Origin of the sequence: Peribacillus aracenensis (assembly GCF_025175645.1) — a bacterium.
GTDB lineage: Bacteria > Bacillota > Bacilli > Bacillales > DSM-1321 > Peribacillus > Peribacillus aracenensis.
In genome coordinates this window covers 1-15,047 of sequence record NZ_JANZMJ010000054.1, presented here as the reverse complement: position 1 = coordinate 15,047, position 15,047 = coordinate 1, and the positions used below count along the sequence as shown (strand labels likewise).

The 15,047-nt window shown below is 35.2% G+C and carries 15 protein-coding genes; 10 read left to right on the top strand and 5 right to left on the bottom strand.

The window, feature by feature from the left end; translation table 11 throughout:
- Positions 1–360 precede the first annotated feature (360 nt).
- Positions 361–864: a DUF6560 family protein gene (locus N0M92_RS28225; RefSeq protein ID WP_260288899.1), complete on the top strand. Its 504-nt coding sequence runs from the start codon at positions 361–363 to the stop codon at positions 862–864.
- 779 nt (positions 865–1,643) lie between these two features.
- Here N0M92_RS28225 and N0M92_RS28220 read toward each other — a convergent pair.
- Together N0M92_RS28220 and N0M92_RS28215 are read right to left on the bottom strand one after the other, a co-directional pair.
- On the bottom strand, positions 1,644–2,114 hold the full coding sequence (locus N0M92_RS28220; protein ID WP_260288898.1) for a DinB family protein: 471 nt from the start codon (positions 2,112–2,114) through the stop codon (positions 1,644–1,646).
- A gap of 289 nt (positions 2,115–2,403) precedes the next feature.
- Complete coding sequence (locus N0M92_RS28215; protein WP_260288897.1) at positions 2,404–3,360, bottom strand: patatin-like phospholipase family protein; 957 nt, start codon at positions 3,358–3,360, stop codon at positions 2,404–2,406.
- A 501-nt stretch (positions 3,361–3,861) separates the two neighbouring features.
- Between N0M92_RS28215 and N0M92_RS28210 the strand changes: the two genes are divergently transcribed.
- The 6 genes from N0M92_RS28210 to N0M92_RS28185 all read left to right on the top strand — a co-directional run bounded on the left by N0M92_RS28210 (position 3,862) and on the right by N0M92_RS28185 (position 7,735).
- Entirely contained in the window at positions 3,862–4,242 is a 381-nt protein-coding gene (locus N0M92_RS28210) for a hypothetical protein (RefSeq protein WP_260288896.1), read from the top strand.
- Between the two features lie 177 nt (positions 4,243–4,419).
- Positions 4,420–4,923, top strand: coding sequence for a DUF2716 domain-containing protein (locus tag N0M92_RS28205; protein WP_260288895.1), 504 nt, complete (start codon positions 4,420–4,422; stop codon positions 4,921–4,923).
- 454 nt (positions 4,924–5,377) lie between these two features.
- Entirely contained in the window at positions 5,378–5,767 is a 390-nt protein-coding gene (locus N0M92_RS28200) for a hypothetical protein (protein ID WP_260288894.1), read from the top strand.
- A gap of 143 nt (positions 5,768–5,910) precedes the next feature.
- Entirely contained in the window at positions 5,911–6,267 is a 357-nt protein-coding gene (locus N0M92_RS28195) for an ABC transporter (protein ID WP_260288893.1), read from the top strand.
- A 185-nt stretch (positions 6,268–6,452) separates the two neighbouring features.
- Positions 6,453–6,983: a DUF6609 family protein gene (locus N0M92_RS28190; protein ID WP_260288892.1), complete on the top strand. Its 531-nt coding sequence runs from the start codon at positions 6,453–6,455 to the stop codon at positions 6,981–6,983.
- A gap of 254 nt (positions 6,984–7,237) precedes the next feature.
- Positions 7,238–7,735, top strand: a complete 498-nt coding sequence (locus N0M92_RS28185) for an AAA family ATPase (RefSeq protein WP_260288891.1) — start codon at positions 7,238–7,240, stop codon at positions 7,733–7,735.
- Between the two features lie 1,116 nt (positions 7,736–8,851).
- On the opposite strand, the gene N0M92_RS28180 is transcribed toward N0M92_RS28185, so the two are convergent.
- Positions 8,852–10,264, bottom strand: a complete 1,413-nt coding sequence (locus N0M92_RS28180) for an FMN-binding glutamate synthase family protein (RefSeq protein WP_260288890.1) — start codon at positions 10,262–10,264, stop codon at positions 8,852–8,854.
- Positions 10,265–10,448: 184 nt separating this feature from the next.
- Here N0M92_RS28180 and N0M92_RS28175 point away from each other — a divergent pair, with 184 nt between their 5' ends.
- Positions 10,449–11,213 (top strand): YqjF family protein, encoded by a 765-nt coding sequence (locus N0M92_RS28175; protein WP_260288889.1) that lies wholly within the window; start codon positions 10,449–10,451, stop codon positions 11,211–11,213.
- A gap of 688 nt (positions 11,214–11,901) precedes the next feature.
- On the opposite strand, the gene N0M92_RS28170 is transcribed toward N0M92_RS28175, so the two are convergent.
- Positions 11,902–12,009, bottom strand: coding sequence for a winged helix-turn-helix transcriptional regulator (locus tag N0M92_RS28170; protein WP_397443938.1), 108 nt, complete (start codon positions 12,007–12,009; stop codon positions 11,902–11,904).
- A gap of 59 nt (positions 12,010–12,068) precedes the next feature.
- On the opposite strand from N0M92_RS28170, the gene N0M92_RS28165 reads away from it, so the two are divergent.
- A complete protein-coding gene (locus tag N0M92_RS28165; protein ID WP_260288888.1) occupies positions 12,069–12,713 on the top strand; it encodes a YczE/YyaS/YitT family protein in 645 nt (214 codons plus the stop codon).
- A 558-nt stretch (positions 12,714–13,271) separates the two neighbouring features.
- Here the strand turns inward: N0M92_RS28165 and N0M92_RS28160 are convergent.
- A complete protein-coding gene (locus tag N0M92_RS28160) occupies positions 13,272–13,727 on the bottom strand; it encodes a YfmQ family protein (protein ID WP_311202612.1) in 456 nt (151 codons plus the stop codon).
- A 287-nt stretch (positions 13,728–14,014) separates the two neighbouring features.
- Here N0M92_RS28160 and N0M92_RS28155 point away from each other — a divergent pair, with 287 nt between their 5' ends.
- On the top strand, positions 14,015–14,758 hold the full coding sequence (locus N0M92_RS28155) for an amidohydrolase family protein (RefSeq protein WP_260288886.1): 744 nt from the start codon (positions 14,015–14,017) through the stop codon (positions 14,756–14,758).
- Positions 14,759–15,047: the final 289 nt, after the last annotated feature.

Genomic DNA, 15,047 nt, shown 5'->3' with positions numbered 1-15,047 from the left:
AAGGAATGTAAGCGCAAATGACGCTAAGAGACATGGGAGGGTACGTCATCATAAGTTTCGCAGAGATCTATTGTGCATCACATAGTGGAGAAAATAGCTAATGATTTCCATTAGTTTTAGCGAAGCGTACCCTCAATTTAGTAATAAAAACCAGAATTTCAATACTCTGTTTAAAAGTAGGATAAAAAAATAATTCCCCTAATACACCGAGTGGTGCAAACCGTTGATACATCAATGTTCATAGAGGGAGGTTAGTTCAATTAGAAATGATACAATTAATAAATTTGAGATATTTACAAGAATGGTGAAATCGAAGAAATAATAAAACAGTAAAAAGTTAGGTGAAGGTAAGGTGTAATTGTGGAGTTTGTATTAATTGGAATTATAGTTATGATGATGACTTATTTTGTGAAGAGGAATAAAGAAAAGGAGTTATTGAATAATCAAAATAAGGATGAGTTTATTGTACGTTTACCAAAATTATATGGTTGGATTGGGTTAATATGTTTGATCCTTTTTCTAACACTTTTCATTGGTATGATTCTCTATCCAGATGATACAGGAGATTTCTGGGTAGGTGCTTGTTTCTTTGGATTTGTATCATTGGGAGGATCTCTTGCAAATGCTTCAATAGCTTGGAAGATTAATGTCAATATTAATAATGGCTTTTTCATATATAGAACATTCTTTTGGAGAACAATTCAAATACGATATTCAGATATTCAAAATGTGCGTTCAACTCAATTTTTTATAATCCTAAAATATAGAAATAAAAACTTTTTTATAGATAAAACAGCTTATAATGTTGAATTATTTAATTCAATGCTGGAAAAGTGGAAAATAGAAGGACAAACAACAATGTAGATAAGTATTTTGAAACGAATGATATAAGAACCTTTTTATTGAAAGCTTTCGAATAAAATCAATGTTACTAACAGGTGCATTACCTCAACAACGGATAATGCCATTTTCTTATTCAAAGATTTGTGAGTCTATGAAGAATTGTACTTAAAGTAACGGGTGCGATAGCTGAGGACCGGAGCTGTCTTTAAGGCGGCTTTTTCTATTAGAACTAAAGGGGCAGGATAGTCCATTAAAGGAAATGGAACTACTAGTACTACGAAAACAAAAACTACATGGAATATGGATAAAAACAGTTAAATATACCTGGAGTAGCTGTCGTTTAAACTTAGACTGATGCTTATGTGCAAGTTGCTACTAAAACTGGTACATTTAATAAATACGGATTTTAAGGGGGAGAAGACATTTGAAGAATATTAACATAGTAAATGGAATAATTGATATCATTGTTCTTGTTGTAGTGGTATTTATTATTGTGAAAATCGTAAAAACAGTTAGCAGAAAATTAAAGAAGAAAATAACCACAGAAAATAATTAGAAAACACTATAAATATATGGGAATCCAGCAGCAGCGAGAACAAGACTAAATAAATCTAATATTTTATTTTAAGGCGATATAACCGTTGTTACGATTAAATAAAAAAGGCGAACTTTTCAGTTCACCTTTATAATCTACGTAGTTTTAGGTTGTTCAAGAATGAATAGTTAGTGAAGTAAATGAAAAAAGAAAAAACCAGTTTTGTTAGACTGATTTTTTCATCTTAATATAACACTTTGTTAATTCAGTTTTTAACACTTACATGTTCAATCATACGCTTCATTGCCTGAATTTGCCCCATATGAGTCGCTTCATGCATTAATGTTAAACCTGCAAGTTCTATAACAGTCTTACAACCTAGGAATGGTGTATCCAAATCTCGATCTAGCTGTTCAGGAGGAATTTGCTTTAAACGAGTTAATTGATCTTTCAACTGTACAACCAGCTCATCCATAGCAGGTACATTCCCTGTCCAATCAGCTGGTTTTGTGCCATTCCCAAACAATTCTATATAATTCGTGGGAAGGTGAGTTGTTACATGCGGGAAATTAAACATAGTTTGTTCAGTAATTGTCAAAACGTGACCTGTCTGCCAATGAATTGTGTTATTAAAACCATCTGGCTGCACATCAGATTGTTCCTTAGAAACAGACTCTACATTCTTGATGAAATATTCTCTTGTCATCTCAAATTGCTTAAATACAAGTTGATTCATCGTTTTCTCCCCTCTCATTAACAAAATCATCCATATTATACCAGTAAAAAATGGAAAAGAATATAGTTGAAACTTCCTAAAATTAGTTTTTTGTCAACTGGTTCTTGTTCCACAGTAGGGCGCGATTCTTTAAGCTTTAAGGCGGTCCTTATGGAACTAAAGGGGCAGGATAGTTGAAGAAGAACTGAATAAATAAATAAAAACAGCCAGGTTCTGGCTGCCTTTTTATAAAAAATGCAAATGCTTACAATAAAAACAAAGATTCAATCAGATTTATGGGATAATTTTATTAATTCCAGTTTTTCTCTATAAATTGAAAGGCAGGTTGTAAATTTGTTTTGTTAGCAATTGAAATGACAGTGGGAACCACAGAAGGGTCCGTTTTGGATAAATTAGGGATCCGTGGATTTAACCGAAAAAAACGATTTCCTAGAAGCTGAGAACTGACCATGGATTCATAGTAACCGGATCCACTAGCGACTATCTGAAGAAATGGCAGTAAGGGTTCATTGGGCGATCGGTCCAAAAGAACTCCCCAATTCGGTGGAAGGTTCTTCATATTTTCGGGGCGTATGTTATCTGCACTTACCATCCCCCACCCCTTCGTATCTCTTCTTAGTTGAGTCGGCTCTTCACCTGTTCCGATGGATAATACCGCAATTTGATCCAACGGCTGTTTGGCTTTCCCCACTGCAAACGCGATACTGGCTGTACTGGGGTTAGTTGTTACTGTATACCCATCCACGTAGTTTTGATAGGCTCGTTGCGTCGCGGGAGCGCCACTGCTCCGTAGTATTACATCACTCGCTTTCTCATTTAAATAGGGAGAGCCAGGAAAGTTGTGGAATAACACAGGAGTCCAACGATTCAGCTCCGGTGAAAATAAATGAAATGCAGGGACAACAATTCGTCTTTTTAAGTCTTTGAGGAGAAGATTTGGTGGAAAAAATGTTTGTACCGCTTTAATGAAACCAGAATAAGGTAATTGTTGGTTATAAACAGGTCCGCCTGGTCGGGAAACGCTGAATGCCGGCACGATTTTATCCTTAAAAAAGTGGAATGTCTCCTTCGGCGATCTTCCACTTGCTAACGCAAGGGCAGTGAATGAACCGATTGAATTTCCTGAAAAAACATTGGTTCGACTAATTAATTTTGGGTTTTGCCGAGCCAGTCTGTTTAAAAGTTGTAAACTTAAAGCACCTAAGGTGCCGCCTCCATCAAAGGTCATGATTCGATATTTTGTCAAAGCTGATTTCTCCTTTCCAATCTGGTCAAAAGTATCATTCAGTATATGTTTATTTTTCAGGAGCCGGATTATGTAGCTAAACATCCAAGGAAAGACTCCATCGAGTATATAAAAAATACTACTAGCTTTTTTTATGGAACTAAAGGGGCAGGTTAGTTGAAGAACTTAGGCATTTGAAACTTTAAATCGGTTAAATCGTAATATAGATAAATGTCAAAGGCGAAGGGAATAATCAGAGGTGAAATCCTTTAGAAATGATGAAGGTAAACGTAAAAAAGAAAAATTGATACTGATGATGGATGGAATAGAACGTTTTATGGAAGCCCAACAATTGGAGGGGTTATTGTAGTTGGGGCAATTGTTCTATACTTTATATTCAAATAGATTTATTCAACTAAAGGGGCAGGTTAGTTGAATAAGGAATTAGTTACCAATACTTAAATTCTGATATTTTTTGAGATAATCAAAAGGTAAGTAGACTTTGAAGGTAAGGAGTAAAAGGTGAAGAGATATATTTCGTTAAACTTAATTTTGTTTATTGTTTTTTTGGCAGGAACCATACTTACGATATTTATAATATATAAGGATATTGATACTTCGCTATCTCTTAAATTTATTATAGGATATGTAATTTATCTTCTTCTATATGGTTTGTTCTCCATCTTTTTAGTTATTGCGAATACAAGGAAGTTAAATTGGATTCAAATAAGAAAAAGGTTTTTTACGTTTATTATTTGGTTTATTTCTTTAAGTGCTTTGCACTATCTTCTTTCTTATTTTTTTAGACGTTCGGAAATGGATGTTTGGGATTTAGGTATTCCTTTGGGTGTATCATTTGGATTGGCATTTTCTGATTTAATGTCTTGGAAAAAGAAAGAATAAAGCATTGAAGTTTTGCTAAGGATTAATGGCTTTATGCTCTTTCACTAACGGGTGCAAGAGATAAAGATGGAGGGTTGCTGCGGCAGCCTTTTTCTTATGGCACTAACGAGGCAGGATAGTTGCATAAGAAGTGATTTAATAACCCTCATTAAAAGCATCGTAAAGGTGGCTATTCAAATGGAAAATTGGATTGAATTATCTACAATAGAATATAACGAGGTATGGGATAGGATATATGGTGAATTTACTTTTGAACCAAGCATTTCAAACTTCCCATCTTTTAAAGTGCCAAATCCATTTATCACATATGATGTATCCCCTTATTTAAATTGGTCCGGAGATTCAGATACTTATGATGAGATTTACAATGATCTAGAGGATAAGTCATTGCTTGTTTTTCAAGAACTCACACAGAAAAATGAATATATGTATGCGTTAGATTGGCAACATCCAGGTTATTGGATAAACCCCCGTATGGAGTTTCCGAAAAGTGAATTTGATGAATGGACAGTACCTATTTTTCCAAACGGTGATTATTACTTTTTTATTCATAAGAATTTAGAATGGGGATTATTAGGACATCCTTGGGAAGAAACCATCACTATTTTTGGAAAAGAATTGATAAAAGGTTTTGAAAAACATCAACCGAGAATGTTTCAAAAGATATTACGTCAGGGATAATGTAAACCTTGCTGAACTAACGGGTGCGTTAGCTGAAGAAAAGAGCTGTCTTTAAGACAGCTCTTTTCTTATGGAACTAAAGGGGCAGGATAGGTCCACAAGCACAGTGTATTCGAACTGTGCGGTAAACAATAATACTCCTCAGGAGCTGTAATCTTCAAAAAAATAAATTAATGTGATACCCTAACAATTAGTAATATTATCCAAGTGAGGAGTGTGCAAAAGAGAATGAACGACGATCAATGCCCTAAATGTAATTCAAACAATATTAAGAAAGGAGCTCTTGGAACCGGGTTCAAATCTGTTCTAATGTTTTCCTATGATAATTCAAAGAATAAACCTTCAAAGATTATCTCTTACTATTGTTCAGATTGCGGCTACATACTTAGTTCTAATTTGGAAAACCCATCTAATTTAGATTAATAACTAAATGTACAAAGTGGAGGCATTTAATATGGACCCTGGTTTTATATTAATGTTGGGACTTATATTTATAGTTGTAATTTCGAATAAGTTTTTATTTTGGTGGGTTAAGCTCACAATAGTAGCTTACTATTGTATAATTTCTTATATCTTTTTTAAAGTTGAAGCCAAAATAAATGAAGAATATGAAACTCCTCTACCAGATGCCTATTGGGATAAAGTTACAGGTTGGGCAGATACCATTGCAGGTCTTATATTTCTTCCGTTGTCATTTATACTTCTTTTTATCTTTTACAAATGGTATTCAAGCCGGAAAGATCTGCAAGCTAACGGTTTCGTTGTAGCTATGTCTATTCCCACAATCGCTATTGTCCTATTTTTCTTTATAATGTTTAAGTTTGTATACGGGTACAGACCATAAGGTTTGTACTTTTTTATTGCACAGTTTGTGTCAACTCTATAATAAGGCAGGTTGCTGAGGCTGCCTTTTCTTATGGCACTAACGGGGCAGTTTAGTTGCATAAGAAATGATAAAATATGTATAGCTAAATTGGACTTTGGGACGTGATTAAAACGGATAAAAGGTTATTGGACATATATAAGGAATGGGAAGACAAATTAGATGATGACGAGTGGTATTTTAGTAATTCTTTTGAATCAATTACTAAGGATATGTCCCCTGAAGAAGCGTTTAACTACATTCCAAATGTCATTGAGTTGTTATTTAAGTTAGACGATGACTTTTTGGTATGGGAAACCCTTTATTTCTTAATTGAACTGTATAGTCTTGCTGATACCACGCAGATACATCCATTCCTCGAAAGGAATTGGTCTGTGTTAAAGAAACATATTAAGAAATATGAAGACTCCAATACTACTCCATTTAAGGAACTTAAAAGCCACCTTAGAGTTATAGAATGAACTTATCTTGTTGAACTAACGGGGCAGGATTGTTGAAGAATCACCCAAAATTTTGAAACATATTTCGGACAACAAACGTAAGTATTATAGCTAGTGGGAAAATAAGAACGAACATTAATTTCTTAATCGAATTCATAATAAGTATATTAAACATATTAATTTTAGTGTATAGGGGGGAATGGATTATGTTGAAGGAGAAAAATATAAAATATCCTAATAAACGTGTATTTGGAATATGGCTTATTTGGATTGGACTAATAGTTATAATAGGCACTATTTTCGGTGGAAAGTTTATGATAAACCCAATAATATTTACATTAGGTTTTATCGTGGGAAAAATAGTTATTTTCCGTATGGCATTTATTAAAAAACATCTATCCTATGGACCAAATTCAAAATTCCAATCAAATATAAACACGATATCTATCCTAATGATGTTTGTACTTATATTTTTATTTTCTGGTAAATATATTATGATGGATGATTTAAGAATGACTTGGTTTGGAGCGTTGTTAGCAACGGCAATTCATTTTATAACTTCTGCATTTGTCTACGGAAAACAGTTAATAATTCTTTCTATTTTATTGATATTAAATGTGTTTATAGGCATATTTAATTCGAATATAAGCTTTGATTATTTTGGATATATTGATGGTTTAATAAAAATAATATTTGGTATATTTCTTTTAGCTCCCGCAAAAGCCAATGATAGATAGTTTGCTGAGTAACAAGGAAATTGTTAAATAGTGTACTTAAACTAACGAGTGCTTTAGTTCATTAACAGGGGTTGCTGCGGCAGCCTTTTTCTTATGGCACTAACGGGGCAGGTTAGTTAAACAAGGGTTTTGATTTTTATGGTAGTATTTTTAAAAGAGGAGGAAGATTTTAATGAAGAATCTAAACCAAAAATTTCTCATATTTTTCAAGGTGGGATAACAACCACTAAAATAAACCCGGGGGGTTAAAAAATATGAAACAATTGGGGACGCTATACTTTTTCTGTGGAAAAATGGGCGCAGGAAAATCAACTAAATCAAAACAATTGGCGATAGATAAACATGCGGTACTGTTGTCTGAGGATGAATGGCTTTCATCTCTTTATCCCGATAAGATCTCATCATTTGAGGACTATCTAAAATTCTCAGCACAGCTCAAGCCATTGGTGAAAAAGCATGTACAAAACATATTAAGTGTCGGTACAGATGTAGTGATGGATTTTCCAGCTAACACTCAAAAACTGCGAAAGTGGTTTTTGGATATGGCGTCAGAGGCCAATGCAAACCATCAACTAATTTTCCTTAATCTAAATAACGAGCAATGCTTACGTCAAATTGCACAGAGGCGTAACGAACAACCCGAAAGAGCAGCTTTTGACACGGAAGCGGTGTTTATTCATGTTAGTAAATTTTTTGAAGCACCAGAAGCATCCGAAGGTTTAAATATTTTAGAGTATAGTGCAAAAGAATAACAAGGAGTTCAACACAGCGTTAAATGAGATGATTCGCGTGTAAAGAGTACCTTCTGTTCTTGGAGGTACTCTTTATGATATAAAATGAAATGTGTGTAAGAAAAGTTTTAATGTATATATGTTAAAATCGATGTAACTTTGTGAAGTGGTACACTTAAACTAACGGGTGCGTTAGCTGAAGATCGGAGCCTGTCTTTAAGGCAGCTTTTTCTTTATGCAACTATTGGGGCAGGATAGTTGCATAAGTGAATGGAGAATTTACCGAAATATACCTTTTTTATGTTAGAATCTAAGAAACATAACTTTTCAAAGGGGCTTATTGTGCGAAAGACATTTATTATTGTTTCTTATTTATTATTCCTTGTTCCTCTAATGTTCATTGTGAATTTTCTGTTTGATATTGTTACACTCGAAAAGATACAAGGATTGCCTATATTTTTTCCTTTAGTATTTTGTCCTATTGGTCTTTTCTTCGCTTCAAAAGCACGTAAAATACAAAAGAATTTTTTGACACTTGGTGCTATCATTTTAAATTCGGTCTTATTAATATTTCCTTTAGTATATATGATTTTAGGAACAGTGATATTTGGTGTTTAAGTCTTAGATGATACTGATGACCTTTCTTCAATTAAGTGGTGCTTTACTTCAATAAGAGAGTTGCTTTGGCAGCTCTTTTTCTTATGGCACTAACGGGGCAGGTTAGTTCCATAAGGAGTATCGAAAGGTGAGGGTAAACAGTGAGAATATTCGCAGAAGAAATTGAACTTCTTTCTTTGATTGAGTGTCTTGAAAGTCTAGAGTTACATCTGTAACAAGCCACTTATAATGGCTGCAGCACCAAGTCCAACACTAACCAATCCAAGTGTTTTTAAATTTCTTTTTTTTCGATTTTTTCATCATAAAAATTAAGCCTAAAATAATACTTCTGGATATTGTTTTTTTTAGTTCAATTTTTATTAAAGCAAACATTAACGAATAGGTAAAAGGACTACACATATTAGACATATCAAAAATGTGTGGTCCTTTTAATATCAAAGGTCAAACTTACCTTACGAAAATATAACATGTGATCGTTTACCAATCTGGATATTTTGAATTTGCTATCTGTACATTCAATTATTTCTCTTTTTGTATGTCTTCCCAAGGTTCAAATGAAAAGGGAATTCCAATCATTTTAGCAGTCAATTCATCATAGGAAACTAAATCTTTTTTTGACAACTCCTTTAAGGAACGTTTCCCCATCGCTCTTAATGCCATTTTCATTTCTTCTATACTTGCTGTCAAGAATTTCTCTGCTGCTTTTACTCCATCATCTATCTTAAATTGATCCTTGAATTTACCTTGATTCCAAACAACTTGTGTAGGTGGTTCAAAGGGAAGAGCATTCAATGCTTGACTATGTGAGACAGCAAATAATATGGCAGATCCTACATAAACAGCATCAGCACCGAGTGCAAGTACTTTTAAAAAGTGCCCAGGCACTAATAGCCCTCCTGAGACAATTAAACTAATTTGTCCCTTCATCTTTCTCTTTTCTAAATGATTAACAGCCCGGACAACTGCATGCAATGTTGGTATTCCCATGTCATCGGATAAAATGGGGGGTGCACCGTGTGTGGCTGCTTGGCCGCCGTCAATCGTAATGAAATCAACACCGAGTTCAATTAAATGATCTATATCATCTTCGATTTTTCCACCTGCCCCCATTTTTACACCAATGGGAACACCACCAGTTATGCTCCGAAGTTCATTAACAAGATTTTTAATATCTTTCAATGTTTGATTTTCAAAAAAATGTTCAAAAATGACTCCATCCTCATTTTCTTTAAGCCCCATCACTTCACGAGCCCGACCTGTTAAATTTTCGGGTGAAATTTTTCCACCCATCCCAACTAGTGCGCCTTGTCCTAACTTAATTTCAATCATGTCGGCACGCTTAATAAGCTCTTCTTCCTTTGACCATTCTGTTTTTGAAAACTGTAAAATATATTTTCCTGCTTTATCTAATTCTTCAGGTATTACTCCGCCTTCTCCGGAATTAATCGCGGTTCCTACGTTTTTTGCTGCTTCTGCCAAAGATAGCCTTGTTTGTTCACTAAGTGCAATACCATAGGCCATCCCTGTAATCATAAGAGGAATTTTTATTTTCATTGGTTTCTTTGCTTTTGGTCCAATGGTCACCTTAACATCAACGTCTTCTTCACCATCAATAGGAAATGGTGTCGTTTGTGCAGGGATAAAGGTAATTGGATCCAAATGCGGCCATTTTTTTGAAGAGCCAAGTGGTCGATGCAGGACGTCGCCTGTTTCTGCACGTAAGCTATTTTCAAGCATATTTTGAACTCCCATATGCCTTAGTCCTGGCATCAACTCCATAATATTTTCTTGATAGCTGTCGGTTAAAATGATTTTCCCCATTTTCTTAACTAAACGTTTCATAATCCAACGCCAACCAATAAGCATGAATAAAAATAGGACAAATATTATTGCAACCATTACAAAAGATAAATAAGATAGAATGTTCGACATATTCACTTCTCCACATAATCAAAATAATTTAACAGCTCAATATCATTGTTGTTTCCAAAAAAAGGAAAGTTCTGTTATAGGGTGAAAGTCATTGCAGAGAGCAATTGAAAATACAAGTCACATCAAATGATTTTCTGAGCTTTTTTCAGCCCTTAACTAAGTAGATATAAAGGAGTTACTTTTCATGAACTTACTAGATGATAACGCTCACCGTCCTTGGCCAATACCTTCAAAAAAGTGGATTATGCAACAATCTTGGAGAAATCTCTTGTTTATCCATTGGCCTATTCCTGCTGAAATACTAAGACCGCATATTCCTCCTCATTTAGAAATTGACACCTTTGATGGATATGCCTGGTTGGGAGTTATTCTCTTCGTTATGGAGGGAATTTATCCTCGTGGATTGTCATCTGTATCACTAACCCCTAAATTTTCAGAAATCAATGTAAGGACATATGTTCAATGTGATGGTAAACCCGGTATCTTTTTTATGTCTCTTGACGTTGAGGACTGGGCCTCCTATACAATAGCCAAGAAATGGTTTCGTTTGCCCTATTATTCTGCACAAATTTCTTTAGAAAAAAAAGGACAAACCTTTCATTGTCAAAGTATTCGTAAAGGAAAAACAAATACTCCAATTAGATTTGATGCAAAGTACGCTCCAATGCCAGAAGTCTATTTTCCTGAAAAAGGAAATTTAGAACATTGGCTCACAGAGAGATATTGCTTGTATAGTACGGATAATGGAGTCAATATCTATTGCGGAGAAATACACCACCGTCCTTGGCCGCTACAAAAAGTAGAGGCAGAAATATGTACGAATACACTTTTTACTCCCTTTAATTTTGACCTTACTGAAGTCAAACCGCTTTTTCATTTCTCTAAAGGTGTTGATACACTTATATGGAATATTAAGAAAACACGGTTCCAGTGTAAAAAGATTCCTTGAACTATTCATTTCTTTCGAATTCGAGGATTAAGAAACTTCACTTAACTTCAATACTCAATATCCCTCACATCTAAAACTTAAATGTGATCGGAATGCAAATAATGAAGAATCCATTTTATTTAATGAGTAATCCCTTAATGGTCGTTTTGATATTATAAAATAGCCCTTAACGTGTAAGTAATTTTGAACCCTACCGCAAAATACAAACCTGCTTCCTGTGGGGACCGTTGTACTAGGTATTCTGTTATTACAAGAACAAGTATCTGGGATGACTCTTTTCGGAGGAGTTATTTTAGCAAGTTTAGAATATGAACACCTATTTCAATACCAAGTAGCCCCATATTGATAGAGGACAGCACTCGCTTCCCTAATTATGTTTCTAAAGATCAATCATTATCAATGGCTAATGGGAATAGAGGAAGAACAGGATTTTGTTGTAGATGTCGTCAATCATAAATATGATTTTAAAGCTATTGCAAGAATCATCCAGGAGAACATAAAGGCTTTATAAAAAGGTTCGAATTTCATCTAGCATTCAAGCAGAATATAAAGTTGAAGATATGCTACAAATGCATGTTGAGCTTTAGATTACAATCAGTAATAATTCGAAAAAGGGGGAACAAGTCGACTGGATCACTTATCTTCCTGAAAATTGTGAATTTAAGTCCAACTATTTTCGAAGAACTTTTTAAATATACTTCACTGTGATTATCTGATCTTCTTCAAATTCTCTCACCTGGCGTGTCAGTATTGCTTTTGAAATACCGGGTAACAACATCTGAATTTCATTAATCATCTTGTTCTTTTAGACATCTTCATCTAGAGTAGATGCATATATGATATAGAGGTGAAGAGATGGCATTTAGGCTATTACGGTATTTTATTTTTTTTCTTGGTTTAACTTTCTTTGGATTAGGGAATGCGATTGCGGTAAATGTTCAATCCTTGGGTCTACACCCATGGGAAGTTTTAAACGTCGCTCTGTTCCAGCGGTTCGGGTTCACGATTGGGACGTGGAGTGTCATGTGTGGTTTAGTACTTGTGCTGATCGCCTTTGTAGTTGATAGGAAGTATATTAGTATTGGTACCTTTCTAAATGCCTTATCAATAGGACCAATCATGGATTTTTTCTTACATCTCAACATTCTTCCTCATGAAACGGAGCAATTATGGTTGAATTTACTCATCTTGTTGATGGGTATCATCATATCCGGCATTGGCGGAGGAATTTATGTGGCTGCTGGAATCGGGGCAGGTCCTCGAGATGGCTTCATGCTAACCGTTTCGGAAAAAACCGGGTTATCGGTCAGCCGGGCAAGAATCGTTGTCGAGAGCCTCATCTTGATATTCGGGTTCGTCCTTGGAGGTCCAGTGTTTATTATGACGTTTGCATACACCTTTATTCAAAGCCCGATCTTTCAGTTTTCCATGAAGCTGATGCGTTCCTATATCGCTAGTTTGGAGAAGAAGCAAAAGGGACAATTTGAGCTTCCATTATAAATTGGAAGGCGGATTAAAAAATAATACAGATATTGATGTACGAATATTTGCTGAGATGATTATCGAAGAACTCAACTATACAGATGAAGATTTTTAAAGGGATTTGGGTTTTGATAAAAGAGTCAGTTTTTCTTTTCAAGACCAAATTTATCACATTAATGAACATTCTAACCAATGGCATCTCTCAGATTATGAATTCGATTTACAATCGTTTTGTACAACGGAGGAGCTACTACAACAGGCAATATTGGATGGAAAGCCTTTAGAGGAAATATGGAGTAATGTGAAAATATTATAGTGTGCTATGTAACTAACGGGTGCGTTAGCGTCATAAGAAGCCAGCCATTTGGCTGTTCAAATCGAGTGGAAAAAATTCCCTTGTTCAGCTAAAGTGTGCGTCGTACTAGAAAATGGTCACTGATTATCAAGACCGCGATCAATATGAGCGAGCAAATAATGAAGGAATCCTCATAAGAGAAGCAGAAGTATTGTCAGAAAATAAATAATTCCCTATCAAAAAACCACACATCACGGTGTGGTTTTTCATTTTTCTTCCTTTTATGCTCCTTTTACATCCATTCCCTTCATCATCGAACGGTCTTGGAGGCTTTCGGAACGAATGCTATATGCCACAAGCTTCTTCTTGACCTGTTTTACGACATCCACATGGTCGCCGTACACGAACACCAATAACCGAATCTCCCTTTTGCCTTTTTTCGTATCGATGACCAATGGCTTCACACCGCTCTTTGGGAGTAAAAACAAGGACTCGTTTCCTGGAAATATATGATTCTTCTTCAAAACCATCGCTTGGTTAACATCCTGAATCACTTGGTCCTTCTCTTCCCCTTCCAATCGTTTTCCGTCCATCGTAATCACGGTATCCCCGTCACTAAGTGTTGGATGCATCTTAAATTTATTCAAAAGCCAATTGACGACATCGGTTGGAAGGCAGGTAACAACTAGTTTAAATATCGATAAAATAATGGTCAAAATCAAAACGGGTCCTGTCATTTTTTCATCATCTCCGTATGTTATAAATGCCTCATTATAAACAGCTGCCTCTATATTACCAAAAAGAATGGACATTTTTTCTTCGAAAATATGTCCATTCTCGTAACGTTTTCCTTTTGGGGGTGGGTATAAACTAACGGACAGGGGTTGCTGCCACAGCCTTTTTTCTTATGGCGCTAACAGGGCAGGATAGTTGAATAAGTTAAACTTATGAATATGTATAAATAACCCACGATTTTATTTATGTATCATATTTGATATGTTAAAGAAAAGAAAGGGGATTTGAAATGAGAATTTTTGATGCACATTTTCATATTATTGATTTTGATTTCCCAATCATCGAAAACCAAGGATATTTGCCACCCAGCTATGTTGTAGAAGATTATCAAAATGAAACTGCTGATTTGAATGTATTAGGTGGTGCGATTGTATCTGGGTCATTCCAAGGCTTTGACCAAGAATATTTATTGAAGGCACTTAAACAAATGGGATCAACATTTTGTGGCGTCACACAATTACCTTTTACGGTGAAGGACGAAGAGATTATAAGTTTAAATAAAAATGGGGTAAAAGCATTACGTTTTAATATAAAAAGAGGCGGTTCAGAAGATTTATCGAAGCTCGATTACTTTGCTAGGAGAGTTTATGATTTAGTAGGGTGGCATAGCGAGCTTTATATTGATTCAAAAGCGTTACCCGAAATTGCATCAACTATTGAAAAATTACCTGCGATATCAATTGACCATTTAGGATTATCTGAAGAAGGATTACCTCATTTATTAAAGCTTGTGGATAAAGGCATTCGAGTTAAAGCCACTGGTTTTGGTCGTGTGGAATTGAATATTGAGAATGCCTTAAACTCAATTTATGATATTAATCCAGACGCTCTTATGTTCGGAACGGATTTGCCATCTACAAGGGCGAAAAGGCACTTTGGGTATGCGGACATTGAATTGATTCAGCGTCTATTTGATGAAAAAGCTACCGAAAAAATAATGTATACGAATGCACTAAAATGGTATTTTAAGTAATTCATCCAGAAGATTTAGAATGAAAATTTAAAGTTTGTGAGTGAGTACACTTAAACTTACGGGTGCGTTAGCTGAAGATCGGAGCTGTCTTTAAGGCAGATTTTTCTTGTGTGCCAGGCATGGCAACTATCTAGGTGGTGAAAGTCCACTGTGGGGGTACACATCGACCAACCACTAAGGAAGCGCAAGGTACTTATCGTGAGGTAAGGGCTGGAGGAAGCGTGGAATAAAATCTTGGCTCGACGAACAGGAATCTGATACTAAGGCTCTATAAAGGGATTAAACTCCA

Excerpts from the sequence above, each read along its gene's own strand:
- N0M92_RS28220 (WP_260288898.1), bottom strand. The coding sequence starts at position 2,114 with ATGAATCAACTTGTATTTAAGCAATTTGAGATGACAAGAGAATATTTC.
- N0M92_RS28205 (WP_260288895.1), top strand. The coding sequence starts at position 4,420 with ATGGAAAATTGGATTGAATTATCTACAATAGAATATAACGAGGTATGG.
- N0M92_RS28200 (WP_260288894.1), top strand. The coding sequence starts at position 5,378 with ATGGACCCTGGTTTTATATTAATGTTGGGACTTATATTTATAGTTGTA.
- N0M92_RS28190 (WP_260288892.1), top strand. The coding sequence starts at position 6,453 with ATGTTGAAGGAGAAAAATATAAAATATCCTAATAAACGTGTATTTGGA.
- N0M92_RS28185 (WP_260288891.1), top strand. The coding sequence starts at position 7,238 with ATGAAACAATTGGGGACGCTATACTTTTTCTGTGGAAAAATGGGCGCA.
- N0M92_RS28180 (WP_260288890.1), bottom strand. The coding sequence starts at position 10,264 with ATGTCGAACATTCTATCTTATTTATCTTTTGTAATGGTTGCAATAATA.
- N0M92_RS28175 (WP_260288889.1), top strand. The coding sequence starts at position 10,449 with ATGAACTTACTAGATGATAACGCTCACCGTCCTTGGCCAATACCTTCA.
- N0M92_RS28170 (WP_397443938.1), bottom strand. The coding sequence starts at position 12,009 with ATGATTAATGAAATTCAGATGTTGTTACCCGGTATTTCAAAAGCAATA.
- N0M92_RS28165 (WP_260288888.1), top strand. The coding sequence starts at position 12,069 with ATGGCATTTAGGCTATTACGGTATTTTATTTTTTTTCTTGGTTTAACT.
- N0M92_RS28160 (WP_311202612.1), bottom strand. The coding sequence starts at position 13,727 with ATGACAGGACCCGTTTTGATTTTGACCATTATTTTATCGATATTTAAA.
- N0M92_RS28155 (WP_260288886.1), top strand. The coding sequence starts at position 14,015 with ATGAGAATTTTTGATGCACATTTTCATATTATTGATTTTGATTTCCCA.